The organism is Ruegeria sp. YTSC192 (assembly GCF_059609705.1).
In genome coordinates this window covers 1-21,148 of the sequence record NZ_JBXWMG010000016.1, presented here as the reverse complement: position 1 = coordinate 21,148, position 21,148 = coordinate 1, and the positions used below count along the sequence as shown (strand labels likewise).

Genomic DNA, 21,148 nt, shown 5'->3' with positions numbered 1-21,148 from the left:
GTAAGGAAGTTACTGACGTGGGAGGAAGGCGTTGGTCTTCCAGAGGTTGTAGCCGTCACGGAACTCGGTCATGTCGGCCAGAACCTTGGCAAAGAAGGCGTCATTTGCGGCCTCTTCTGCGGCGACCTCTTCCCAAGTGCTGCGGAAGGTATCCAGCATCTCGGGCGACCACTGCTTGAGGGTGACGCCGTTGTTTTCAACGTTGTCGATCAGCGCCGCATGCTGGATCGCTTCGCCTTCGGCAAAGCTATCGGCCATCGAAGCCTTACAAGCGGTTTCGATGATCGCCTTGTGCTGCTCGCTGGTCTCTGCCCAGACGTCTTTGTTGATCATCAGCTCGAACACTGTCGCTTGCTGGTGCCAGCCGGGGAAGTAGTTGAACTTGACCAGCTTGTGGAAGCCCAAGCGCGCATCGATCGCGGGCATCGAAAACTCGGTCGCGTCGATCGCGCCTTTTTCCAGCGCCGGGAAGATCTCACCGCCGGGCAGCAACGAGGTCGCAACACCCAGTTTCTGCATCACCTTGCCGCCCAAACCGAAGAAACGCATCTTCAGGCCGCTCAGGTCTTCGGGTGAGTTGATTTCAGTCGCGAACCAGCCCGAGGTCTCGGGGGCAATGACAGCGCAAGGGATCACGTGGACGTTGTAGCCCGCCTGATCATACATCTCTTGGTACAGCGTCATGCCGTTGCCGTAGTAGAGCCACGCCATGTATTCGCCCGCCTCAGGGCCGAAAGGAACGGCCGAGAACAGCGGGGCAGCCGGGATTTTGCCCGCCCAGTAACCAGCGGTGGTATAGCCCGAGTTGATCTTGCCAGTCGAAACCGCGTCCAGAATTTCGAACGGCGGAACCAGTTTGCCCGGCTCATACACCTTCATCTTCAGCGTTCCGCCCGATATCAGGTCCAACTGCTCGGCAACGCGTGGGATTGGCGACCCAAGACCCGGCAATTCGGTCGAGAATGCAATCGGGGTTTTCAACAGCAGCTTATCTTTCGCAACCGCAGGTGCGGCCATCAGGCTGGCGGCTACGGCAAGGCTCGTCAGGGTCTTTTTCATAATGTCTCCTCCAGGGTGGGTCGGGCATCTGCCTCAAACACAAACGCAGACCCTTGCGGGTTTGCACTAGTGGTTCATTAACTTTACCATTGATATTCAGTCAATAATTTTATTTACCAATGGATCTGCGGAATTGCCCTGACAGGGCGCCCTAAGTTTGGATGAATTACTGCATTATTTTGGAAATTATTATTTTGTTGAAAGCGTTAAGTTGCGTTTTCATGCTGGAACTGAATGCTTGAAAAACGCACCAATATGGTTACATTTATTTACCAATATATCTCACTTCGGCATCTTTCTTAAGTAGAGCCCATGAACACCAAGGCGATTTTTGAACCCGTCGGACACGAATCGCTGGCCGATGCCGTGGTGGCGCAGATCGAAGACCTGATCGCATCGGGCATACTGAAACAGGGGCGCAAGCTGCCGTCCGAGCGTGATCTGGCCGAGATGCTTCGGGTCTCGCGTCCGAAACTACGCGAAGCACTGGCCGTGCTGGAGGAACGAGGGCTGGTCACCACCCAGCATGGTGAGGGGACGTTTGTCGCCGCCCTGACCGGGCAAGCGATGCTGCCTGCCCTTCTGGCGCTTTATGAACGGCACGAGCCTGCCTTCTTCGACCACCTGGAATACCGCCGGGAACAAGAAGGGTTCGCCGCCCGTCTGGCGGCCGCCAGGTCCACCAAGGCCGACAAGGAGAGGATCGCCGAAATCCTCGACGAGAACGTGCGGGCGTGGGAGGCGAACGATGCCAAAGCCTCACGCGAGGCGGATTTCGCCCTGCATGCGGCCATCGTCGACGCCAGCCAGAACGCCACTTTGATCCATATGATGGCCTCGATCTACGAACTGACCAAGCGAGGTGTTTTCTACAATCGCAGCTTCCTGAAATCGATTGACGGTTCGGGCAAACAGCTACTGGATCAGCACCTTGCCCTGGGTCAAGCGGTGATTGACGGAGACGAAAAGCGCGCCGAACAGGCCGCACTGGACCATATCGATTTTGTCGAGCGTTCCTTCAGGACGGGGATAGAACAGCAGCGCCGCGAGGTCATGGCCGAGAAACGGCGTCTTCTGTCGCGCTAGACATTTAGTGCCAAAGCCGCCCGCAAAGGACGGCTTTGATCAGTGCATTCAGCAAAACCGACGAGGTGTTCAGGCCTGTACGGCCTTCATGAAACGATCTCGGATCACCACGGGGTCCATAGTGATCGGCGGCATCTTAGCGTTGCCGCTTTCGCATTTGCTGACGATGATGGTCATCTGCCGGGCATCCAGCGCCTCTTGCAGCACACGGCCCGTATCCTCGGCGGCGCATTCTACCACGCGCTCACACCCAGCCGCAGCCGCCATTTTCGCCAGCGACGTCTTCAATCCCGCATAGGTCGGCTGATCCCCGGTGGACCCGTATGAGCCATTGTCGACGATCAGCAGAATGTAATTGTCAGCCACGTTATTTGCGATGGTCGGTAGCGTTCCCAGATTGGTCAGAACGGACCCGTCCCCGTCGATCACGATCACCGGCTTGGGCTGGGACAAGGCCAACCCCAGACCAATGGATGAGGCTAATCCCATCGTGCCCAGCATGTAGAAATTCGTGGGCTGGTCATCAATCGCGTGCAGTTCTTGGCTGGGAATGCCGATGTTACAAACCACCAGTTGATCCCGCAGGATCGGAGCGATTTCTTTCAGGATTTCAGAACGGATCATTGGTCGCCATAGCCTCCCCAGAAGTTGGCATCGGTCAGAATGGCAACCGGCTTGTTGCACATGAACGTGTATTTCAGGATCGCATCCAACTCGGCCACATCCGCTTGATGATGGAAATGGTAAGTCGGGATATTGAGCTGCGCCAGCAAAGCTTTGGTGTGAACCGCCATCTCGACCTGGCAGGCAATCGGCTCGCGCAGCTCACCGCGATACGAGATCAGCATCGGCAGTGGCATCCGGTAATACTGGATCAAAGTCGCCAATGTGTTGATCGTCACCCCGATCGCTGTGTTCTGCATGATGATGGCAGGACGCTTGCCGCCCATCCAGGCGCCTGCACACAGGCCCATCCCTTCGTCCTCTTTGTTCGAAGGGATGTGATAGATGCCCTCACGCTGGTCGATCTCATCAATGACACCAGCCAGTTGTTTGCAAGGGACGGTGGTCACGAACGAAATATCATTCGCCACCAGATCGTCAGTGATCTTCTTGTCTATATTCATCTTCCGGCTGTCAGTCCTGTTGTTGGCGCGCAAGAGCGCGATTGACGGATATCACCTGCGGTACACATGCACCGCGCAAGGGGCATGACGCACCACGCGCGAGGCGGTAGAACCTAGGAAATAGTCGCTGAGATCGGGCTTGTGAGACCCGATAACGATGCAATCGACAGCGTTCTCCGCCGCAAAATCTATGATCGTGCGCCCCGTGTGGCCCTTTACGATTTCGCAACTCACCCCATCCAGCCCTTCGACTTTGCGCGACAGTTCCAGTCGGGCGCGCCGAAACCCTTCTGCCACCACATCCTTGTCCAGAAAAGCACTGACCGAGCCTTGGGGCATTTCGTACACATGCAGCGCGATGATCTCTCCGCCACCCTGCGCCAAAGCTCGCGCCACTTCCAGAGTGTGTTGCGAGATATCGTGATCCAGCGCCATCGGGACGAGAACTTTCTTATACATGTCAAACTCCTTTCGGCCTTATCGAACCAAGGATAATACCCAGAACGGCATCAAGGCCAGCGTACAGTTGAGCAACCTGTCGAACGAGCCGATACGAACATACAGACGGGCAAAAAGAAAACGCCCCTGACCAAGGTCAGAGGCGTTTCCGAAAATCTATCCAGAGAGCGATTAACCGCGCTCTTCGATGATCTCAACCAGATGCGGGATCTTGTTGACCATGCCGCGAACCGAAGGAGTATCCTCCAACTCGCGGGTTTTGTGCATCTTGTTCAGGCCCAGACCGATCAGGGTTGCGCGCTGTTCGGCTGGACGACGGATCGGGGAACCGATCTGCTTGACGACGATGGTTTTTGCCATGACGTGCTCTCCTTATGCTTCTGCTTCAGCAGCAGCTGGGGCTTCGTCCCGCTTGGGCAGGATGTCAGCAACCTTTTTGCCACGACGCTGTGCGACCGAACGCGGGCTCTGCTCTTTGGTCAGGCCGTTGATGGTTGCGCGGATCATGTTGTACGGGTTCTGCGAGCCCAGCGACTTGGACACAACGTCCTTGACGCCCAGCATTTCGAACACAGCACGCATCGGACCACCGGCGATGATACCAGTACCTTCAGGTGCAGTGCGCATAACCACTTTACCGGCGCCGTGACGGCCTTCGATGTCGTGGTGCAGGGTCCGACCTTCGCGCAGTTGCACGCGGATCATCTGACGCTTGGCTTGCTCAGTCGCCTTACGGATGGCTTCAGGTACTTCTTTCGCTTTACCTTTGCCAAAGCCAACGCGGCCTTTCTGATCGCCGACAACCACCAGAGCGGCGAAGCCAAAGCGCTTACCACCTTTTACGGTTTTCGACACGCGGTTGATTGCGACCAGACGATCTGCAAATTCCGGTGCTTCTTCACGGTCGCGGCCACGGCCCCGACGGTTTTCACGTTCTGCCATTTGGCATCCCTTTTCTCATGTGGCGCTTCTCGGCGCCGTTTTCTGCAATCCAAGTGAGCCCCGACTGTTGCCGAGGCCCCCGGATCATCGGGGCGGATCGAAACCCGCCCGCAAGTCTTAGATCTTCAGACCACCTTCACGCGCGGCGTCGGCTACTGCCTTCACCTTGCCGTGGAACAGGAAGCCACCGCGATCGAAATAGGCCTCTTCGACGCCTGCCTTCTTGGCACGCTCGGCGATGGCCGCGCCCACTTTGGTGGCCGCTTCGACGTTGTTCTTGCCAACAACACCCAGATCTTTTTCCAGGGTCGAGGCCGAGGCCAGGGTCACGCCACGTACATCGTCGATCAGCTGAACAGAAATGTTCTTGTTCGAACGGTGTACGGACAGACGCGGGCGACCCGCGTTGACCTTGCGAAGTTTGTTCCGAACGCGCAGGCGGCGCTTCAGAAACAGGGTTCTTTTGCTGTTTGCCATTGTTTGCGTCCTTACTTCTTCTTGCCTTCCTTGCGGAAGATGAACTCGCCCTTATAGCGGATGCCTTTGCCCTTATAGGGCTCGGGACGGCGCCATTCGCGGATTTTGGCCGCGACTTCGCCCACCTGCTGCTGGTCGATACCTTCCACAACGATCTCGGTCTGCTTCGGCGCGGTGATGGTGACACCTTCCGGAGCGGTGAAATCAACATCGTGGCTGTAGCCCAGGTTCAGCTTCAGGGTGTTGCCCTGCATCTGAGCCCGGTAACCAACACCCTGGATCTCCAGCTCTTTTTTGAAGCCGTTGGTGACGCCTTCAACAAGATTGGCAACCATAGTGCGGCTCATGCCCCACTGCTGGCGTGCGCGCTTGGACATCCCACGAGGGTTGATTTGCACAACGTTGTCTTCAACCGACAGCGTTACGTCATCAGTTGCGGTGAAGCTGCGGGTGCCTTTCGGACCTTTAACTTCGATGGTCTGACCCGACACAGCAGCAGTAACGCCGCTGGGCAGCTCGACCGGTTTTTTACCAATACGAGACATTGCAGACCTCCTTAGAAGACGGTGCAGAGCACTTCGCCACCAACATTGTTGGAGCGCGCGTTCTGGTCCGACATCACACCTTTCGGAGTGCTGACAATCGACACGCCCAGACCCTGACGGACCTGCGGGATGTCATTGACGCCCATGTATACGCGGCGACCGGGCTTGGAAACCCGCTTCAGTTCGCGAATGACAGGGGTGCCTTCGTAGTATTTCAGGCTGATTTCGATGGCCGGATGACCGTTTTCACCGGTCGTCGCTTCATAGCCACGGATATAACCTTCGTCCGCCAGCACGTCCAGAACCCAGCCGCGCAGCTTGGAAGCCGGGGTGGAAACGGTGGACTTGCCGCGCATTTGCGCGTTGCGGATACGGGTGAGCATATCGCCGATAGGATCGTTCATATCTATGTCTCCCTTACCAGCTCGATTTCACCATGCCGGGGATCTGACCAGCAGAACCCAGCTCGCGCAGCGCGATACGGCTGACCTTCAGCTTACGGTAGTAAGCGTGGGGACGACCGGTCAGCTGACAACGGTTGTGCAGACGGGTAGCCGAGCTGTTGCGCGGCAGTTTCGCCAGTTTCAGACGCGCTTTGAAACGCTCTTCCATCGGGCGGCTCTCGTCATTCGCGATTTCTTTCAGCTCGGCACGCTTTGCGGCATATTTGGCCACCAGGCGTTCGCGCTTCTTTTCGCGTTCGATCATTGCTTTCTTAGCCATGTCTCAATCCTCCCGGCGCTTACGCGTTGAACGGCATGTTGAACGCTTTCAACAGGCTTTTCGCTTCAGCGTCGGTTTTCGCTGTGGTGGCAATTACGATATCCAGGCCCCAGACCTCGTCGACCTTGTCGAAGTCGATTTCCGGGAACACGATGTGTTCTTTCATGCCCATGGCAAAGTTGCCCTGACCATCGAAAGAAGGCTTAACACCGCGGAAGTCACGAACGCGCGGCAGCGCGATGGTGATCAGGCGATCCAGGAATTCGTACATCCGGTCACCGCGCAGGGTCACTTTCGCACCCAGCGGCATATCTTCACGGACGCGGAAACCCGCGATCGACTTCTTCGCCTTGGTTGCAACGGCCTTTTGACCAGCAATCGCAGTCAGATCTTCGACAGCAGCTTTCGCCTTTTTCGAGTCTTTGACCGCCTCAGCACCACAACCGATGTTCAGAACGATTTTTTCCAGCTTGGGCAGCTGCATGTCGTTCTTGTAGCCGAACTCTTCCTTCAGAGCGGCCCGGATGGTTTCAGCGTACTGAGCTTTCAAACGCGGGGTGTAGGTTGCGGAATCAAGCATCGATCACGTCCCCTGTGGTCTTGGCGAAGCGAACCTTCTTGTCACCTTCCATGCGGAAGCCAACGCGGGTTGCTTTACCGTTCTTGTCCAGCAGCGCCAGGTTCGACAGCTCGATCGGGTTTGCCTGAGGCAGGCGACCACCTTGCGAGGTTTGCGACTGACGTGTGTGACGGATGGCAATGTTGATGCCTTCGACAACAGCTTTACCGGCTTTCGGGTCAACCGAGGAAATGGTTCCCTCTTTGCCCTTGTCCTTGCCGGCCAGCACGACGACCTTGTCGCCTTTGCGGAGTTTAGCAGCCATGATTACAGCACCTCCGGAGCCAGCGAGATGATTTTCATGAAGTTCTTGCCGCGCAGTTCGCGAACAACGGGGCCAAAGATACGGGTACCTACGGGCTCGTTGTTGTTGTTCAGGATGACGGCGGCGTTGCGATCGAAACGGATCGCGGTGCCGTCTTCGCGACGGACTTCCTTGGCGGTGCGTACAACGACGGCCTTACGGACGTCACCTTTCTTTACGCGGCCGCGCGGAATGGCTTCCTTCACCGAGACGACAATGATGTCGCCGACGGAGGCGTATTTACGCTTGGAACCACCCAGGACCTTGATGCACTGAACTCGGCGTGCGCCGGAGTTGTCAGCGACATCCAGATTGGTCTGCATCTGGATCATGTGGTTTCTCCCGACCTGTGGGGGCTGGTCTGGTTAGATCCCCCAGGGTTTCGACAAATGGGAAAATCCCGGAGGCTTACGCTTCCAGAACTTCCCAACGTTTCGTCTTCGATTTCGGCGCGCATTCGATGATGCGTACAGTGTCGCCGACCTTGAAGGCGTTCTTTTCGTCATGAGCCCGGTATTTCTTGGACTTACGAACGGTTTTGTGCAGCAGCGGGTGCTTGAAGCGACGTTCAACCGAAACGGTTACGGTCTGCTCGTTTGCGTCGCTGGTTACGGTGCCGGACAGGATACGCTTGGGCATCTGATTACTCCTCGGATGCCGCGGCAGCGGCCTTTTCGTTCAGGATGGTTTTAACGCGGGCAGCGTTGCGGCGGGCCGCTTTGATGCCGGCGGTGCTTTCCAGCTGACCGGTTGCCTGTTGAAAGCGCAGGTTAAAGCTTTCTTTCTTCAGGTTGGCCAGTTCCTCGCGGAGCTGGTCCGGGGTCTTGTCACGCAGTTCTTGGGCGTTCATCGCCTTTTTCCTTTGCTCAAAACACCAGAAGGCCCCGTACACGGGTCACCTTTGACCTGGTGGATGAATGATAGACATACGAATCGCCCGACTACGCCGGGTGATCGCAAGATGCCGCTCTATAGGGGGTTAGTGGATGGGTGGCAAGAGGAAGTTTGGGGCCGGTTCGGGGAAGCCTAGGGAGTCAATTCGCATTCAAGTCAGCTTGCACGCTTCCAATGTCTGAAACACAACAAAAAACACTGCGCCCAAAGTAGCCATCATAATCAATAGTTCTGCAACCGTTTTGCTGTGCCAACCACGAAACCCAAGGATTTCCATTAGGGTCTCACGAAAGCTCCAACCTGTTCGACGAAATGTCACAAGGACTAGCAATGCAACTCCACCCCAAAGAACAGGTGTTGAGACCTCGACAGCGTATTTGAGGCAGGGATTAATCCCGCTCATAGTTAGAGCCAACACTGATCCGTCCGTCCTCGGCCATGTTCACGGTACCTCCTAGCAAGACCAATCATTACAACGACTTTCCCTAGCTTACAAAACGCAAAACGCGGCCTCGTTTGCACGAGACCGCGTCTGCAACTGTCTAAGTCTGAGTGACTTACGCCAGAGCGATGTTCACAGCCGACTCGCGACCGTCACGGCCGGGCTCGATGTCGAATGTTACTTTCTGGTCGTCGGCCAGGCCGGTCAGACCCGAACGCTCGACAGCAGAGATGTGTACAAACACGTCTTTGCCACCGGTCTCCGGTGCGATGAAGCCAAAACCTTTAGTTGTGTTGAACCATTTTACGGTGCCATTGGCCATATCCGTAGTCTCCTAATAAATTGCCATCCGCGGAATTGCGACAGCGCGGCGTTGTCGGTCTGGATCGAGAGACTGAACGCCGAAAATCGGGAGACAGTGGTCGAAAAAGAAAAACGTATGCGTGGCTCACATGGGGCATTCCACGATACATTGCAAGGCTTATTCCACACCTGCGGAAAAGCGTGATCGCATTTATCCGCCCAGCGTCAGTCCCATTTGTAATTGAAACTCACCGAAATCCGCTCATCCTCAGCCATGTTCATCGGCACCTCATGGCGCAGCCAGCTTTCCCACAGCAGGACATCACCCACCTGCGGCCTCATATAGATGAACGGCTGCAAATCCCGCCGTCCGCCTTTCAGTCGCGTCGGCGCGGCCATCATGCGGCCTGAGCGGGGGTCCTCAAGTTTCAGCGCGCTCGCCCCTTCGGGCATCGCCACATAAGTCGTGCCGGAAATGACGCTGTGCGGATGCAGGTGGCTGGAGTGCATCCCGCCCTCGGGCAGGATGTTGATCCAAAGGTCTTCCAGCTTCAGCTCTCCCTCGCCCAGATCAAACTCAAGATCTTTGGCAAAGGCTGCGACGTGGCTGTCCAGCGCCGTCACCAGATCGGCAAAGATCGGGAAGCGCCAGGGCAGATCGGTCAGCGAGGCATAGCTGGTATAGCCGGGATAGCCGTTTTCCTCACACCATTCCTGCCCGGCCTCGTCATCCTCGGCGATAACAAGACAGGAGTTTTCCAGCTCGCCCGCGTCGATCTTGGGATCGAACTCGGACAATGCTGCGCGATAGAGACGGGTAACGAAGAGTGATTCAATCTGTGCCATGCCCCGCCTATATCCCAGCCCGGGCACAAGGGCGAGAGCAGCCGCCTCAGAAAAGCGGCTGCTCGGGTGCGACTTGTCGCCTGGCGCTTTAGTAGAAGTAGCGCAGCCAGAGGTAGACGTTGGCGATCATCAGGGTCAGGATCATGATCGGGAACGCCATAAGCGCGAACTTGACGAAGCCAATCGGCTGCTTGGCCTTTTCGGCAAAGGCCGCAACCGTCAGGTTGGCGCTGGCGCCCAGCAAGGTCCCGTTGCCGCCCAGACAGGCGCCCAAAGCCAGCGACCACCACAGCGGCTCGATCGCGTCAGGCCCGCCGAAAGTGTCAGCTGTGGACTCGATCAGCGGGATCATCGTGGCCACAAAGGGGATGTTGTCCAGAATGGCGGACAGGATGCCCGAAGCCCAGAAGATGAAGAACGCGGTCCACATCATGTCGCCTTCGGTCAGTTCCAGCACTTTCTCACCGAAGAATTCAAGCAGGCCGACATGCTCGACGCCTGCAACGATGACGAACAGACCTCCGAAGAAGAAGATCGTGATCCACTCAACCTCGCCAAAGATGTGGTGAACGGATTCGGACTGTTCTTCTCCGTGCTGGTGCCCGTAGGCCAGCAGCATCAACAGCGCAGCACCGGCCAGCGCCGAGGTGCCCGGCTGGATACCGTAGCCATGGCCGAGCGTGAAGCCAAGCAGCGTCAGCGCCAGAACCGACAGGGATTTGAACATCAGGCCAAAATCGGTGATCGCTTCGTTTTCATTGAAACGCATGATCTTTTCGCAGGCCGATTGGGGAATGGCGGCCAGTGTACGACGGTTCATCAGGTAGATAATGCCGGTCAGAACCACCAGACAGATGGCCGAGATCGGCGCCAGATTGACTACAAAGTCATTGAAGCTGAGACCCGCAGCCGAGCCGATGATGATGTTCGGCGGGTCACCAATCAAAGTGGCCGTACCGCCGACGTTCGAGGCCAGAATTTCGGCAAAGAAGAACGGATACACGCGCGTCTCAAGCGCATCGGTGATCAGCAAGGTGATCGGCGCGATCAGCAGAACGGTGGTCACGTTATCCAGCAAAGCAGAGAACACCGCCGTGATCAGCGTCAGCATGATCAGGATACCGGTCGGATTGGCCTTGACCACCTTTGCGGCCTTGATGGCGACGAATTGGAACAACCCGCATTTACTGGTGATCCCAACGATCACCATCATGCCGATCAGCAGCGCCAATGTGTTGGCATCAACGCCCGCGACGGCCTGTTGCTGGTTGATTATGCCAAACAGCACCATCAGAGACGCCCCCAGCATGGCCAGAATGGCGCGGTTCACTTTTTCGGTCACCAGGACGGCATAGACTGCAATCAGGATGCCAGTGGCGACCCATAGAGGGTCAATCCCCAACAGTTGAGGAACGGAGAACGCCTGTTCTCCATGCGAAACGGAATGGTCGGTCAATGTTCTGATCCGGTCTTTAGGGGTTAGGTCAGCGCGTGATCAATCAACGAGTTCGGGCTGACAGAGCCAACGAACAGATTGGTCTCGGGTTCCACGAGGAAAACGTGGCGTTTGAATTTGTGGATCAGGAAGATGCCTTCCATCACCGGTGTATCGGGTGCGAGAACCGGGATGTTGGCCGGGTTCGACATGTGATCTCCGACCCGCTCTTCGTGCAGGCGCTTGATCTGTTCGCTGATGTCTTCCTTGGTCAGATCCATAAAGCTGAGATGGCTGATCGCAACGCGCGACGTCTCATCGCTGACGCCAATACGGGCCGCGCTCGGCAGGATCATCTTTATCAGCGTGGGCGCGGTGAAAACGCCTTGGAAGCTACCGTCGTCCCCCACCACCGGCAAGAACCGGGCGCGGCTGTCGCGGATGATCTCAAACGCCTTGGCGACTGTGTCATCGGGGTGAATTGTCATCTGTTTTTCAGGGGGGACCATGACGTCCCTGCAGGTAAGGCCCATAAGTGTCCTCGGTTCTTCAGCGCGGTTTCAGAGCTAAGCCTTGACTAGTGGTCAAACCCTTCCATGAGGTCGATCAACCCCAGCTCTGATCAGGAACAGGTTTGCGGCCGCTTCTTTCACCAGATGAGGGAATATGCCACCCCTGAGCCTCGCATTTTTTGCATTGCCGCTATTGAAATAGCGAAAAGTGCAACTATCGCGGACGAGGAACCCGCAAAACGAAAAAGCCCCCACCGATGTCTCGGCGGGGGCAATGCTGTTCGGGTTTCCCCGGACTGCTTACCAGTCTTCGCGAACCACGACGCGGGTCTTGATCGGCAGCTTCATCGCAGCCAGGCGCAGGGCCTCGCGGGCGATGTCGTCATTGACGCCGTCGATCTCGAACATCACGCGGCCAGGCTTGACTTTGCATGCCCAGCGGTCGACCGAACCTTTACCTTTACCCATACGAACTTCGATCGGCTTGGCCGTGACCGGAGTGTCGGGGAAGATGCGGATCCAAACACGACCCTGACGCTTCATGTGACGCGTCATGGCACGACGTGCAGCTTCGATCTGGCGTGCAGTCACACGCTCAGGCTCAAGAGCTTTCAGGCCGTAGGTGCCAAAGTTCAGATCAGAGCCGCCTTTGGCGAGGCCCTTGATCCGGCCTTTGTGCATCTTGCGGAATTTAGTACGCTTTGGTTGAAGCATATCTTTCCCTCCTTAGCGACGACCGCCACCAGCACCACGAGGTGCAGGGCCGTCCTGGAGTTCCTGTGCTTTACGGTCACGTGCCTGCGGATCGTGCTCCATGATCTCACCTTTGAAGATCCAGACCTTGATCCCGATGATCCCGTAGGGGGTCATCGCTTCGGCATGTGCGTAATCGATGTCGGCGCGCAGTGTGTGCAGAGGCACGCGGCCTTCGCGGTACCACTCGGTCCGTGCGATTTCGGCGCCGCCCAGACGACCAGCGACGTTCACCCGGATACCCAGGGCGCCCATACGCATGGCGTTCTGAACCGACCGCTTCATTGCGCGACGGAACGAAACACGACGTTCCAGCTGCTGAGCGATGGACTCGGCAACCAGCTGCGCGTCAAGCTCGGGCTTGCGCACTTCGACGATGTTCAGGTGCAGTTCGCTGTCGGTCATGCGAGCAAGCTTTTTGCGCAGAACTTCGATGTCTGCACCTTTCTTGCCGATGATGACACCGGGACGTGCTGTGTGGATCGTAACGCGGCACTTCTTGTGCGGACGTTCGATGATCACACGGGCAACACCGGCCTGCTTGCACTCTTTGTTGATGAACTCACGGATCTTGAGGTCTTCCAGCAGAAGATCACCGTAGTCCTTGGTATCGGCGTACCAGCGGCTGTCCCAGGTGCGGTTGACCTGAAGGCGCATGCCGATCGGATTGACTTTATGTCCCATTAGGCTTGCTCCTCAACTTGACGCACCTTGATGGTGATCTCCGAGAACGGCTTCATGATTTTGCCGAAACGGCCACGGGCACGCGGACGTCCACGTTTCATGACCAGGTTCTTGCCAACCCATGCTTCAGCGACGATCAGCTCGTCAACGTCCAGGTTGTGGTTGTTTTCGGCATTCGCGATTGCAGACTGCAGGCACTTTTTGACGTCCTGCGCGACACGCTTGTTGCTGAAAGTCAGGTCGGTCAGAGCCTTCTCAACTTTCTTGCCGCGGATCATTTGCGCAACCAGGTTCAGTTTCTGCGGGCTGGTACGGAGCATGCGCGTTTTCGCCATTGCTTCGTTTTCAGCCACGCGGCGGGGGTTCTTTTCCTTGCCCATGACTTACTTCCGCTTCGCTTTTTTGTCAGCGGCGTGGCCATAATAGGTGCGGGTCGGCGAGTATTCACCGAACTTCTGACCAATCATGTCTTCCGAGACGTTGACGGGGATATGCTTCTGGCCGTTGTACACACCAAAGGTCAGACCCACAAACTGGGGCAGAATGGTGGAACGACGCGACCAGATCTTGATGACTTCGTTGCGGCCCGACTCGCGCGCTGCTTCGGCTTTTTTCAGCACGTAAGCATCGACGAAAGGACCCTTCCAAACAGAGCGAGACATGGATTAACGTCCCTTCTTCTTGGCGTGCCGCGAGCGGATGATCAGCTTCTGGGACGCTTTGTTCTTGTTGCGGGTACGCTTACCCTTGGTGTCCTTACCCCACGGTGTAACCGGTGTACGGCCACCCGAGGTACGACCTTCACCACCACCGTGCGGGTGATCGATCGGGTTCATTGCAACACCACGAACCGACGGACGCACGCCCTTGTGGCGCATACGACCGGCTTTACCGAGGTTCTGGTTGCTGTTGTCGGGGTTGGACACGGCACCAACGGTGGCCATGCATTCCTGACGGACCATGCGAAGCTCGCCCGAGCTCAGACGGATCTGAGCGTAGCCGCCATCGCGACCAACGAACTGAGCGTAAGTACCGGCCGCACGCGCGATCTGACCACCTTTACCAGGCTTCATCTCGATGTTGTGGACGATGGTACCGATAGGCATGCCCGAGAACGGCATTGCGTTGCCCGGCTTGATGTCGGCCTTGGCGGATGCCACGACTTTGTCACCAACAGCCAGACGCTGCGGAGCCAGGATATATGCCTGCTCGCCGTCTTCGTATTTTACCAGTGCGATGAATGCGGTCCGGTTCGGGTCATATTCGATCCGTTCGACGGTTGCCGCGACATCAAATTTGTTCCGTTTGAAGTCAACGATCCGGTAGAGACGCTTTGCGCCACCGCCGCGGCGGCGTGAAGTGATCCGTCCGGTGTTGTTCCGGCCGCCCGATTTGGTCAAACCCTCAGTGAGAGACTTGACCGGACGTCCTTTCCAAAGCTCCGAACGGTCGATCAGCACCAGCCCGCGCTGGCCCGGCGTCGTCGGCTTGTACGACTTGAGTGCCATGCTTTCTGTCTTCCGTTTAGCAAGTGCAGGGGGGTTTCCCTGCTATGTGATAGGCCCCCGTAGGTGCCAAGGGTATAGGGCCCCGAAGGTCCCCGGTTACAAATATCAGAGGCCCCGGAACGAATCCGAGGCCGCAAGATTGGGTGCGTATAGCCGTGTTGGGGGTGGGTGTCTATAGGAAACTCTGGGCCTGACTCCACAATGGTTTAATCCAACTACTTACCCCCGCGGATCAAAATCCGTCAGTTGACCGGAAAGCTCTCATCAAAAGCCTTTAGGAAAGCGATATTTCCTGAGGTCAACGCGCTATCTCTTAGCGCCTCAATCTCTCCTTCTTTTTGGGCAAAACGCTTGATCATCCTATAGCATGGATGGCTAACGTGAGCGCTCATACCGTCAAGAATGACGCGAGAAAAACCGGCGTCGTTTTCAAAGAAGTACGTCAAAAGAGGAAAGTTTGGCGAGTACTCCGCGAACTTATCGGAGTTGGCGATTTCACAGTAAGCCCAGAGAAGACCCCCGTCTCCTCCAAAGTCTATTCTAGATGTAAGATGATCAGAGTAGTCATATCCGCTTGGCGATTTGGTAACAGATTGTATACCTCTCGGAATGTGCCCATTAAAAGAATGCGAGTACGTGACATCAAACTCGACTGCACTGCCGACAAAGTGTAAAAACACTTTGTTTATTTCTCGTGAACCATTGGCTTTGACTTCATAAGGAACGATGGTATGGAGAACAATCAAAGGAACCAGCCCAGAATCAACGGCATTGTTGCCATTGCCGTTTAGCTGAGCGCCAATTTTTTTCAACCAGAGCAAATCATCCTTAAACGTTATGCCCCTGTACGAGACATCCAGTATCGTACAGCTTTTGTTGAACCCGCCCATGCTCTCCACTGTGAGTGGTATATGGCCGCTATCAGTCGTTCGTCCCCTAGATCTTGTCAGGCAAAGAAGATCAGCTCTCGAAAGGTCCAACGGCCTGATCTTGGACAAAAGTCTGTATGCCTCAGGGCCACGTTTGAAGAACGAACTCTCAGTTGGCCTGCCGGATGAAACATTGGGGTTTCGACGAGCATGCGAAGCCAACACAAAAACACTTTCCCAGTCGTAGTCGGTCGGCAACAAGTCATTTTCGATGTAATATTCTGCGGATGAAAAATCGATATCGTCGTTGTACCAGTACTCGAATGCATTCTCAATTTCAGCAAGAAACCCATTGATGTACTTGGTGTCAGTTGTCTCCGCTTGAACAAGATTCGAAAAAAAGAAAATCGCTGCGGCGAAAGTGGAGAAAAAAGGCTTCACAATTGATACTCCCAAGCTAGTCAAAATCGAACCTGCATCGATCAGACTTTTTTTGTCAATTGCTTCTAAATGACTTCTACCATTTTATGTACCTTAGCAGAAAATCGATGTGGCAAGAGATCCGGGAACTAGCTACTCGCCTAAAAAAAGCGCTTCCGCGGGGGGCCATTGTTTCTCTCCAAAGACGGGTCCGATCAGCGACCAGTGGACACATCAATGGCTCTCCCCACTTCCAGGGAAACAATGTAACCTTGACGTCTTTCCGTTTGCCCAACCGGCCTCGCACGATCACTTCTTGTCGCGCGCGGCCTTCTCTTCCTTGGTCAGCTTGGCGTTCCAGACATTCTTGCTCAGGCCCAGCTCAGCCGGCGCGGGTTTGGTTTTGCCAATGCTGACTTTGCCGCCTTTATCCAGGTACTCCTGAATAAGGGCCTCATCTGTCGTTTCTTTGGGGACATGTTTCATGGCGCTGACCCTATCCGCATCACACGCACGGGGCAACGGCAGCAACGCAGGCAAACTTGATACAGTCCCGAAATTGTCCGGGTGGCGTTCAAAACCTCTGGCCGAACCCCTCAACCATACAGCGCACGGGCCTCGGCGAAGGACAGCAGACGACGACTTTTCTCATCCCACAGGTGCAGGCGCGCGTTGGCAAGGCTTTCGCGGATGGTCATCTGGTTGCTGTTTTCCAGCTCATCATGATCGCGCAGCACTTCGGTCAGGCGATAGAACGGGATGCGGCTGTACAGGTGGTGTACGTGGTGGATGCCGATATTGGCGCTGAACCACTGCAACACCGAAGGCAGGATGTAATGCGAACTGCCATGCAGGGCGGCCTCGTGCAGCTGCCAGTCCTTGTCGGGATCCCACTGCGTCTCTTCGAACTGGTGCTGCACGTAGAACAACCAGACGCCTGCTGTCGCAGCCAGAAGGGTCGACGGCAGGAAGATCAGCAGCAACGGCATCAGCCCGCCAAAATAATATATGGCCAGCAGGGCCAGTAGTATCGCCAGATTGGTGGCCATGGCGCTGATCCAGAACTTCAGGTGGCCTGTCAGGCCAAGTGGCAATCGGTTCTGAAACAGAAACAGGTAGCCGGGACCAAAGCCGAACAGGGTGATCGGGTGGCGGTACACGCGATACCAGAACCGGTTCATGGGCGATTTCGACTGATACTCGGCCACCGTCAGCGTATGAATGTCGCCCATACCGCGTTTGTCCAGATTGCCAGAGCTGTTGTGATGCGTGGAATGCGTCCGGCGCCAGACATCATAGGGTGTCAGGGTCAGCACGCCGATCACGCGCCCAACCCAATCGCTGACCACCCGGTTCTTGAAGAACGCCCCGTGCCCGCAATCATGCTGAATTGCGAACAGTCGCAACAGGAAGGCCGCGTTAAGCACAGAAATCGCAAAAGCCAACCAATAGCTTAGCGACAGCGACATCCAGGACAGCGCCCAAAGCGCGAAGAAGGGAACAATGCTGACACCCAGCTCAAAGGAACTGCGCCATTGGTTCGGCTCACGGTATTTCGCAAGCGTCGTAACCCAATCCCGCGCAGCGATCACATCCGGCTTGTTCCGGGTCGAGAGATAGGGTTCTGTCATGCGCCTGCCATGTCTTTTCTATGTAGGGACCGGATAGACTACCAACCCCGCTTAGCAAGCGATTTGTGCAAAACACGATTGTTTTACGCTCAATTTCTTGTGTCGCTGCCAAAGAAAAACCCCCGCTTTCGCGGGGGTCTTGATGGTTTGTCCAAAGACCGTCCCGATCAGAGACCGGTGGACACGTCGATGGTGTTACCCTCTTCCAGGGTCACATATGCTTTTTTGACGTCTTTCCGACGGCCCAGCTGACCGCGGAACCGCTTGACCTTGCCTTTGGTCACGGTGGTGTTCACCGCTTTGACCTTCACACCAAACAGCGCCTCAACGGCCTCTTTGATCTGCGGCTTGTTGCTGTCGATCGCCACTTCAAAGACAACCGCGCCGTTTTCGGACGCCATGGTCGACTTTTCGGTAATGATCGGCTTGCGGATCACGTCGTAGTGTTCTGCCTTCGCGCTCATTTCAGACGAGCCTCCAGTGCTTCGACAGCCGCTTTGGTGAGCACCAGAGTGTCACGCTTGAGGATGTCATAGACGTTTGCGCCCATCGACGGCAGGATATCCAGACCTTCGATGTTCTTGGACGCTTTCAGGAACCCTTCGTTCACGGTCGCGCCGTCGATGACCAGAGCGCGTTTCCAGCCCAGGTTTGCAACCTGTTTGGCCAGGGCGGCGGTCTTGCCTTCGGCTTCGGCGTTCTCGATTACGACCAGTTCACCTGCCTTGGCTTTTGCCGACAGAGCGTGGCGCAGGCCAAGCTTGCGGAACTTCTTGGGCAGGTCGTGGCCGTGCGAACGCACGACGGGGCCTTTGTAGATACCACCACCACGGAAGATCGGCGCGTTACGGTCACCATGGCGTGCGCCACCGGTGCCCTTCTGGCGATAGATCTTCTTGGTCGAGTAGCTGGTTTCCGAGCGGGTCTTGACCTTGTGGGTGCCGGCCTGCGCGTTGTTGCGCTGCCAACGGACCACACGGTGCAGGATGTCCGCACGCGGCTCGAGACCGAACAGATCGGCGTTCAGCTCGATGTCGCCGGCTTTGCCGCCGTCCAGTTTGATTACATCAAGTTTCATGCTTCACCACCTTCCGCGGGCGCTTCTTCCGCAGGTGCTTCAGTTGCAGCACCTTTTACGGCCGCCGGGAAAGGCAGACCTTCGGGTGCTTTCTTCTTGACGGCGTCCTTGACGGTGACCCAGCCCGATTTCGGTCCGGGAACGGCGCCTTTGATGAAGACCAGGTTCCGGTCGGCGTCGGTTTTGACGACTTCCAGGTTCTGGGTGGTGACACGGGCAGCACCCATGTGACCGGCCATCTTCTTGCCTTTGAACACCTTGCCCGGGTCCTGACACTGACCGGTTGAACCGTGCGAACGGTGGCTGATCGAAACACCGTGCGAAGCGCGCAGACCACCGAAGTTGTGGCGCTTCATTGCACCGGCAAAGCCTTTACCGATCGAGGTGCCCGAAACGTCAACCTTCTGACCTTCCAGGAAGTGTTCTGCCGAAATCTCGGCACCCACTTCGATCAGGCCGTCAGCAGAGACGCGGAATTCGGCCAGCTTACGCTTGGGCTCGACCTTGGCAGCGGCATAGTGGCCGCGCATGGCCTTCGAGGTGCGTTTTGCCTTGGCAGCACCCGCACCCAACTGAACGGCGGTGTAGCCGTCTTTGTCATCGGTGCGCTGTGCAACAACCTGCAGATTGTCCAGGTGAAGAACGGTCACAGGGATCTGCTTGCCGTCTTCCATGAACAGGCGGGTCATGCCAACTTTTTTTGCGATAATACCAGAGCGCATAATCTATACCCTCCGATCTTACGACTGCAGCTTGATCTCGACGTCCACACCAGCAGCGAGGTCGAGCTTCATCAGCGCGTCAACGGTCTGGGGGGTCGGATCAACGATGTCGAGAAGACGCTTGTGCGTGCGGATCTCGAACTGGTCGCGGGATTTCTTGTCAACGTGAGGGCCACGGAGAACCGTGAACTTCTCAATCTTGTTCGGCAGCGGGATCGGGCCGCGCACGTTCGCGCCGGTCCGCTTGGCAGTGTTGACGATCTCTTGCGTGCTGGCATCCAGAACGCGATAGTCAAATGCCTTCAGCCGAATACGGATATTTTGGCTTTGCATAGATACAGCCTTTTATCAGGCGTTGAGGTTGAGAGGAGGACAAGCGCGCATCGCCAACCCTCTTCGAACCCAAAAGGCGGGAATCACCCCGCCTTGATGTTCTTATTGAGAACTCGCGCGATATACAGGCACGCAGAGGGGCTGGCAAGAAGAAATCACGCGTTGCTTCGTGCCGTTGAGTCATCAACGTGTGTCGTCGATCACCCTTGGTCAAACACGGCCATCATCGCATTGCGAAGCCGGACAAGATCCTCGTCAACACTGGCATGCGGATCGCAGTGAAATGGCTCCAGCACCCGAATACGGATCGTACCGCTTTTTGGGAAAAACCGGCTGCGCGGCAACAGGCTGTCACTATCGAGAACTACGATGGGTCGGATGGAGCGACCAGCTTCGCGGGCGACAACAACTGCCCCGGCTCTGAACTCTCCTAGGCTCTCGCCTTTCGTGCGCGTCCCTTCGGGAAACAAAACAACGGAACGGCGCGCGGGCATTTCGCGAACGGCGGCGCTCAGGGTCTCCATCGCAATTTTTCCGCTCTTTCGGTCAATCTCGACCAGACCCGCTCCAGTGAACCCGGTGTGCAGCAGCGGCGATTGAAAAAGCTCCTTCTTTGCGGCGAAGGTGAACCATTTTTGATCCGGAATAGCGTCCATCAGGGTGAAACCATCGAGATGAGAGCGATGGTTGATGACGATGACGCTATTTGCGTCACATGCCATCGCCTCCTGCTCTTGGGGTGATATGTGGACGCGGATGCTCAGGAGCCAGAGAAGACGGGAACAGGCACGTTTGACTGTTCGCCAATACCAGCCGCGAAAGCCCTTTCGTTTACCACAGAAAACCGGCGCAACTGCGATAACCAGAAAATAGATCGGCCCGAACAGAACAAGACATATGCGCTTTAACAAACGCAACGCCCACGGATCTGTGGATCGGGTCAAAGTCTGAGTGTTCATGAAAGTCCATCGCTTTAGCGTGCCCCACCGGGGTTAGCCGTCTATCCGCCATTCCTGGCGACAATTCAATGGATAAGTGACGCTAGGGAAATGGCCCCATTGAAAAAGGTCGCCCCCTAGGGAGCGGCCTTCTTTAGTTCACCCGAGTTGCTCTCGGCAGATTTTCCGTTGGAAAATCGCCTGCCGCAACCAGTCGGCAAAGCCGCCTTACTCAGTGATTTTCGACACACTATTTTTTGTGCGTCTCGGGATTATTGAATTCAAACAAAAAGGGCGTCCCTCGGGACGCCCTTTCTGTCTGATCATTCACTTGCGCGAATTATTCAGTAATCTTCGACACGACGCCGGCGCCGACGGTGCGGCCGCCTTCGCGGATGGCGAAGCGCAGGCCCTGCTCCATCGCGATGGGCGCGATCAG

Annotated in this window: 34 protein-coding genes; 1 reads left to right on the top strand and 33 read right to left on the bottom strand. The window is 56.3% G+C overall.

Translation table 11 applies throughout. The features are described 5' to 3' along the window. Positions 1-9: 9 nt before the first annotated feature. Positions 10-1,059 carry a TRAP transporter substrate-binding protein gene (locus AC2FD8_RS18730; protein ID WP_496858701.1) on the bottom strand — a complete coding sequence of 350 codons (1,050 nt, stop codon included), beginning with the start codon at positions 1,057-1,059 and terminating at the stop codon, positions 10-12. Between the two features lie 312 nt (positions 1,060-1,371). Between AC2FD8_RS18730 and AC2FD8_RS18725 the strand changes: the two genes are divergently transcribed. Further along, positions 1,372-2,145: a FadR/GntR family transcriptional regulator gene (locus AC2FD8_RS18725; RefSeq protein ID WP_496858703.1), complete on the top strand. Its 774-nt coding sequence runs from the start codon at positions 1,372-1,374 to the stop codon at positions 2,143-2,145. 69 nt (positions 2,146-2,214) lie between these two features. On the opposite strand, the gene comE is transcribed toward AC2FD8_RS18725, so the two are convergent. The 32 genes from comE to AC2FD8_RS18565 all read right to left on the bottom strand — a co-directional run. Beyond that, a complete protein-coding gene (gene comE / locus AC2FD8_RS18720) occupies positions 2,215-2,769 on the bottom strand; it encodes a sulfopyruvate decarboxylase subunit beta (protein WP_496858705.1) in 555 nt (184 codons plus the stop codon). Further along, on the bottom strand, positions 2,766-3,272 hold the full coding sequence (locus AC2FD8_RS18715) for a sulfopyruvate decarboxylase subunit alpha (RefSeq protein WP_170468582.1): 507 nt from the start codon (positions 3,270-3,272) through the stop codon (positions 2,766-2,768). Before AC2FD8_RS18715 ends, comE begins: the two co-directional genes overlap by 4 nt. Before the next feature lie 51 nt (positions 3,273-3,323). Beyond that, positions 3,324-3,731 carry a universal stress protein gene (locus AC2FD8_RS18710; protein ID WP_496858707.1) on the bottom strand — a complete coding sequence of 136 codons (408 nt, stop codon included), beginning with the start codon at positions 3,729-3,731 and terminating at the stop codon, positions 3,324-3,326. A gap of 171 nt (positions 3,732-3,902) precedes the next feature. Next, a complete protein-coding gene (rpmD, locus tag AC2FD8_RS18705; RefSeq protein ID WP_008757946.1) occupies positions 3,903-4,091 on the bottom strand; it encodes a 50S ribosomal protein L30 in 189 nt (62 codons plus the stop codon). Between the two features lie 12 nt (positions 4,092-4,103). Next, a complete protein-coding gene (gene rpsE / locus AC2FD8_RS18700) occupies positions 4,104-4,673 on the bottom strand; it encodes a 30S ribosomal protein S5 (RefSeq protein ID WP_496858709.1) in 570 nt (189 codons plus the stop codon). Between the two features lie 117 nt (positions 4,674-4,790). Beyond that, the gene (gene rplR / locus AC2FD8_RS18695; protein WP_010437103.1) at positions 4,791-5,150 is read right to left on the bottom strand and encodes a 50S ribosomal protein L18; all 360 of its coding nucleotides are present in this window, start codon (positions 5,148-5,150) and stop codon (positions 4,791-4,793) included. Positions 5,151-5,161: 11 nt separating this feature from the next. Continuing rightward, positions 5,162-5,695 (bottom strand): 50S ribosomal protein L6, encoded by a 534-nt coding sequence (rplF, locus tag AC2FD8_RS18690; RefSeq protein ID WP_480921794.1) that lies wholly within the window; start codon positions 5,693-5,695, stop codon positions 5,162-5,164. A gap of 11 nt (positions 5,696-5,706) precedes the next feature. Next, complete coding sequence (gene rpsH / locus AC2FD8_RS18685; protein WP_008757119.1) at positions 5,707-6,099, bottom strand: 30S ribosomal protein S8; 393 nt, start codon at positions 6,097-6,099, stop codon at positions 5,707-5,709. A gap of 13 nt (positions 6,100-6,112) precedes the next feature. Further along, positions 6,113-6,418, bottom strand: a complete 306-nt coding sequence (gene rpsN / locus AC2FD8_RS18680; RefSeq protein WP_068340744.1) for a 30S ribosomal protein S14 — start codon at positions 6,416-6,418, stop codon at positions 6,113-6,115. A gap of 19 nt (positions 6,419-6,437) precedes the next feature. After that, positions 6,438-6,998 carry a 50S ribosomal protein L5 gene (rplE, locus tag AC2FD8_RS18675; protein WP_170574985.1) on the bottom strand — a complete coding sequence of 187 codons (561 nt, stop codon included), beginning with the start codon at positions 6,996-6,998 and terminating at the stop codon, positions 6,438-6,440. After that, on the bottom strand, positions 6,991-7,302 hold the full coding sequence (gene rplX / locus AC2FD8_RS18670; RefSeq protein ID WP_068340764.1) for a 50S ribosomal protein L24: 312 nt from the start codon (positions 7,300-7,302) through the stop codon (positions 6,991-6,993). The genes rplE and rplX overlap by 8 nt, the downstream gene beginning before the upstream one ends. Positions 7,303-7,304: 2 nt before the next feature. Next, positions 7,305-7,673: a 50S ribosomal protein L14 gene (gene rplN / locus AC2FD8_RS18665; RefSeq protein WP_008757934.1), complete on the bottom strand. Its 369-nt coding sequence runs from the start codon at positions 7,671-7,673 to the stop codon at positions 7,305-7,307. 76 nt (positions 7,674-7,749) lie between these two features. Further along, positions 7,750-7,980 (bottom strand): 30S ribosomal protein S17, encoded by a 231-nt coding sequence (gene rpsQ, locus AC2FD8_RS18660; protein WP_085823139.1) that lies wholly within the window; start codon positions 7,978-7,980, stop codon positions 7,750-7,752. 4 nt (positions 7,981-7,984) lie between these two features. Then, positions 7,985-8,191, bottom strand: a complete 207-nt coding sequence (gene rpmC / locus AC2FD8_RS18655) for a 50S ribosomal protein L29 (RefSeq protein ID WP_037311745.1) — start codon at positions 8,189-8,191, stop codon at positions 7,985-7,987. A gap of 601 nt (positions 8,192-8,792) precedes the next feature. Further along, the gene (locus AC2FD8_RS18650) at positions 8,793-8,999 is read right to left on the bottom strand and encodes a cold-shock protein (protein WP_010437077.1); all 207 of its coding nucleotides are present in this window, start codon (positions 8,997-8,999) and stop codon (positions 8,793-8,795) included. A gap of 206 nt (positions 9,000-9,205) precedes the next feature. After that, the gene (locus tag AC2FD8_RS18645) at positions 9,206-9,826 is read right to left on the bottom strand and encodes a 2OG-Fe(II) oxygenase family protein (RefSeq protein WP_496858713.1); all 621 of its coding nucleotides are present in this window, start codon (positions 9,824-9,826) and stop codon (positions 9,206-9,208) included. 88 nt (positions 9,827-9,914) lie between these two features. After that, positions 9,915-11,282 (bottom strand): ArsB/NhaD family transporter, encoded by a 1,368-nt coding sequence (locus tag AC2FD8_RS18640; RefSeq protein ID WP_496858714.1) that lies wholly within the window; start codon positions 11,280-11,282, stop codon positions 9,915-9,917. 23 nt (positions 11,283-11,305) lie between these two features. Beyond that, positions 11,306-11,770, bottom strand: coding sequence for a CBS domain-containing protein (locus AC2FD8_RS18635; RefSeq protein WP_496874328.1), 465 nt, complete (start codon positions 11,768-11,770; stop codon positions 11,306-11,308). Between the two features lie 303 nt (positions 11,771-12,073). Further along, on the bottom strand, positions 12,074-12,487 hold the full coding sequence (gene rplP / locus AC2FD8_RS18630; RefSeq protein WP_058283513.1) for a 50S ribosomal protein L16: 414 nt from the start codon (positions 12,485-12,487) through the stop codon (positions 12,074-12,076). A 12-nt stretch (positions 12,488-12,499) separates the two neighbouring features. Further along, entirely contained in the window at positions 12,500-13,210 is a 711-nt protein-coding gene (gene rpsC, locus AC2FD8_RS18625; RefSeq protein WP_008758042.1) for a 30S ribosomal protein S3, read from the bottom strand. After that, on the bottom strand, positions 13,210-13,590 hold the full coding sequence (rplV, locus tag AC2FD8_RS18620; RefSeq protein WP_039538267.1) for a 50S ribosomal protein L22: 381 nt from the start codon (positions 13,588-13,590) through the stop codon (positions 13,210-13,212). Before rplV ends, rpsC begins: the two co-directional genes overlap by 1 nt. Positions 13,591-13,593: 3 nt before the next feature. Then, positions 13,594-13,872: a 30S ribosomal protein S19 gene (gene rpsS, locus AC2FD8_RS18615; protein WP_005980699.1), complete on the bottom strand. Its 279-nt coding sequence runs from the start codon at positions 13,870-13,872 to the stop codon at positions 13,594-13,596. 3 nt (positions 13,873-13,875) lie between these two features. Further along, the gene (gene rplB / locus AC2FD8_RS18610; RefSeq protein WP_008757664.1) at positions 13,876-14,718 is read right to left on the bottom strand and encodes a 50S ribosomal protein L2; all 843 of its coding nucleotides are present in this window, start codon (positions 14,716-14,718) and stop codon (positions 13,876-13,878) included. A gap of 242 nt (positions 14,719-14,960) precedes the next feature. After that, positions 14,961-16,052 (bottom strand): hypothetical protein, encoded by a 1,092-nt coding sequence (locus tag AC2FD8_RS18605; protein WP_496858717.1) that lies wholly within the window; start codon positions 16,050-16,052, stop codon positions 14,961-14,963. A 264-nt stretch (positions 16,053-16,316) separates the two neighbouring features. Continuing rightward, a complete protein-coding gene (locus tag AC2FD8_RS18600) occupies positions 16,317-16,493 on the bottom strand; it encodes a hypothetical protein (protein ID WP_496858719.1) in 177 nt (58 codons plus the stop codon). A gap of 110 nt (positions 16,494-16,603) precedes the next feature. Then, complete coding sequence (locus AC2FD8_RS18595) at positions 16,604-17,638, bottom strand: fatty acid desaturase (RefSeq protein WP_496858721.1); 1,035 nt, start codon at positions 17,636-17,638, stop codon at positions 16,604-16,606. A 167-nt stretch (positions 17,639-17,805) separates the two neighbouring features. Continuing rightward, positions 17,806-18,102: a 50S ribosomal protein L23 gene (locus tag AC2FD8_RS18590; RefSeq protein ID WP_008757532.1), complete on the bottom strand. Its 297-nt coding sequence runs from the start codon at positions 18,100-18,102 to the stop codon at positions 17,806-17,808. Further along, positions 18,099-18,716: a 50S ribosomal protein L4 gene (rplD, locus tag AC2FD8_RS18585; RefSeq protein ID WP_008756644.1), complete on the bottom strand. Its 618-nt coding sequence runs from the start codon at positions 18,714-18,716 to the stop codon at positions 18,099-18,101. Before rplD ends, AC2FD8_RS18590 begins: the two co-directional genes overlap by 4 nt. Next, complete coding sequence (gene rplC, locus AC2FD8_RS18580; protein WP_496858723.1) at positions 18,713-19,438, bottom strand: 50S ribosomal protein L3; 726 nt, start codon at positions 19,436-19,438, stop codon at positions 18,713-18,715. The genes rplD and rplC overlap by 4 nt, the downstream gene beginning before the upstream one ends. Positions 19,439-19,456: 18 nt before the next feature. After that, positions 19,457-19,771 (bottom strand): 30S ribosomal protein S10, encoded by a 315-nt coding sequence (gene rpsJ, locus AC2FD8_RS18575; RefSeq protein WP_008756422.1) that lies wholly within the window; start codon positions 19,769-19,771, stop codon positions 19,457-19,459. Between the two features lie 200 nt (positions 19,772-19,971). Beyond that, a complete protein-coding gene (locus AC2FD8_RS18570; RefSeq protein ID WP_496858725.1) occupies positions 19,972-20,730 on the bottom strand; it encodes a lysophospholipid acyltransferase family protein in 759 nt (252 codons plus the stop codon). 319 nt (positions 20,731-21,049) lie between these two features. After that, positions 21,050-21,148 (bottom strand): EF-Tu C-terminal domain-related protein (locus AC2FD8_RS18565; protein WP_480547327.1); only part of this gene is annotated, 99 nt, incomplete at its 5' end.

Bases quoted from the DNA above. Each gene is read 5' to 3' on its own strand.
- rpsQ (WP_085823139.1), bottom strand. From the start codon at position 7,980: ATGCCCAAGCGTATCCTGTCCGGCACCGTAACCAGCGACGCAAACGAG.
- rplP (WP_058283513.1), bottom strand. From the start codon at position 12,487: ATGCTTCAACCAAAGCGTACTAAATTCCGCAAGATGCACAAAGGCCGG.
- rplD (WP_008756644.1), bottom strand. From the start codon at position 18,716: ATGAAACTTGATGTAATCAAACTGGACGGCGGCAAAGCCGGCGACATC.
- AC2FD8_RS18730 (WP_496858701.1), bottom strand. From the start codon at position 1,059: ATGAAAAAGACCCTGACGAGCCTTGCCGTAGCCGCCAGCCTGATGGCC.
- rpsJ (WP_008756422.1), bottom strand. From the start codon at position 19,771: ATGCAAAGCCAAAATATCCGTATTCGGCTGAAGGCATTTGACTATCGC.
- AC2FD8_RS18650 (WP_010437077.1), bottom strand. From the start codon at position 8,999: ATGGCCAATGGCACCGTAAAATGGTTCAACACAACTAAAGGTTTTGGC.
- AC2FD8_RS18600 (WP_496858719.1), bottom strand. From the start codon at position 16,493: ATGAAACATGTCCCCAAAGAAACGACAGATGAGGCCCTTATTCAGGAG.
- rplN (WP_008757934.1), bottom strand. From the start codon at position 7,673: ATGATCCAGATGCAGACCAATCTGGATGTCGCTGACAACTCCGGCGCA.
- AC2FD8_RS18635 (WP_496874328.1), bottom strand. From the start codon at position 11,770: ATGGTCCCCCCTGAAAAACAGATGACAATTCACCCCGATGACACAGTC.
- rpsE (WP_496858709.1), bottom strand. From the start codon at position 4,673: ATGGCAGAACGTGAAAACCGTCGGGGCCGTGGCCGCGACCGTGAAGAA.
- rpsN (WP_068340744.1), bottom strand. From the start codon at position 6,418: ATGGCTAAGAAAGCAATGATCGAACGCGAAAAGAAGCGCGAACGCCTG.
- AC2FD8_RS18710 (WP_496858707.1), bottom strand. From the start codon at position 3,731: ATGTATAAGAAAGTTCTCGTCCCGATGGCGCTGGATCACGATATCTCG.
- AC2FD8_RS18645 (WP_496858713.1), bottom strand. From the start codon at position 9,826: ATGGCACAGATTGAATCACTCTTCGTTACCCGTCTCTATCGCGCAGCA.
- rplV (WP_039538267.1), bottom strand. From the start codon at position 13,590: ATGGGCAAGGAAAAGAACCCCCGCCGCGTGGCTGAAAACGAAGCAATG.
- rpsC (WP_008758042.1), bottom strand. From the start codon at position 13,210: ATGGGACATAAAGTCAATCCGATCGGCATGCGCCTTCAGGTCAACCGC.
- rpsS (WP_005980699.1), bottom strand. From the start codon at position 13,872: ATGTCTCGCTCTGTTTGGAAGGGTCCTTTCGTCGATGCTTACGTGCTG.
- rplX (WP_068340764.1), bottom strand. From the start codon at position 7,302: ATGGCTGCTAAACTCCGCAAAGGCGACAAGGTCGTCGTGCTGGCCGGC.
- AC2FD8_RS18590 (WP_008757532.1), bottom strand. From the start codon at position 18,102: ATGAGCGCGAAGGCAGAACACTACGACGTGATCCGCAAGCCGATCATT.
- AC2FD8_RS18595 (WP_496858721.1), bottom strand. From the start codon at position 17,638: ATGACAGAACCCTATCTCTCGACCCGGAACAAGCCGGATGTGATCGCT.
- rplC (WP_496858723.1), bottom strand. From the start codon at position 19,438: ATGCGCTCTGGTATTATCGCAAAAAAAGTTGGCATGACCCGCCTGTTC.
- comE (WP_496858705.1), bottom strand. From the start codon at position 2,769: ATGATCCGTTCTGAAATCCTGAAAGAAATCGCTCCGATCCTGCGGGAT.
- rplE (WP_170574985.1), bottom strand. From the start codon at position 6,998: ATGCTTGATTCCGCAACCTACACCCCGCGTTTGAAAGCTCAGTACGCT.
- rpmC (WP_037311745.1), bottom strand. From the start codon at position 8,191: ATGAACGCCCAAGAACTGCGTGACAAGACCCCGGACCAGCTCCGCGAG.
- rplB (WP_008757664.1), bottom strand. From the start codon at position 14,718: ATGGCACTCAAGTCGTACAAGCCGACGACGCCGGGCCAGCGCGGGCTG.
- rpmD (WP_008757946.1), bottom strand. From the start codon at position 4,091: ATGGCAAAAACCATCGTCGTCAAGCAGATCGGTTCCCCGATCCGTCGT.
- AC2FD8_RS18715 (WP_170468582.1), bottom strand. From the start codon at position 3,272: ATGAATATAGACAAGAAGATCACTGACGATCTGGTGGCGAATGATATT.
- AC2FD8_RS18570 (WP_496858725.1), bottom strand. From the start codon at position 20,730: ATGAACACTCAGACTTTGACCCGATCCACAGATCCGTGGGCGTTGCGT.
- rplF (WP_480921794.1), bottom strand. From the start codon at position 5,695: ATGTCTCGTATTGGTAAAAAACCGGTCGAGCTGCCCAGCGGCGTTACT.
- rpsH (WP_008757119.1), bottom strand. From the start codon at position 6,099: ATGAACGATCCTATCGGCGATATGCTCACCCGTATCCGCAACGCGCAA.
- AC2FD8_RS18725 (WP_496858703.1), top strand. From the start codon at position 1,372: ATGAACACCAAGGCGATTTTTGAACCCGTCGGACACGAATCGCTGGCC.
- rplR (WP_010437103.1), bottom strand. From the start codon at position 5,150: ATGGCAAACAGCAAAAGAACCCTGTTTCTGAAGCGCCGCCTGCGCGTT.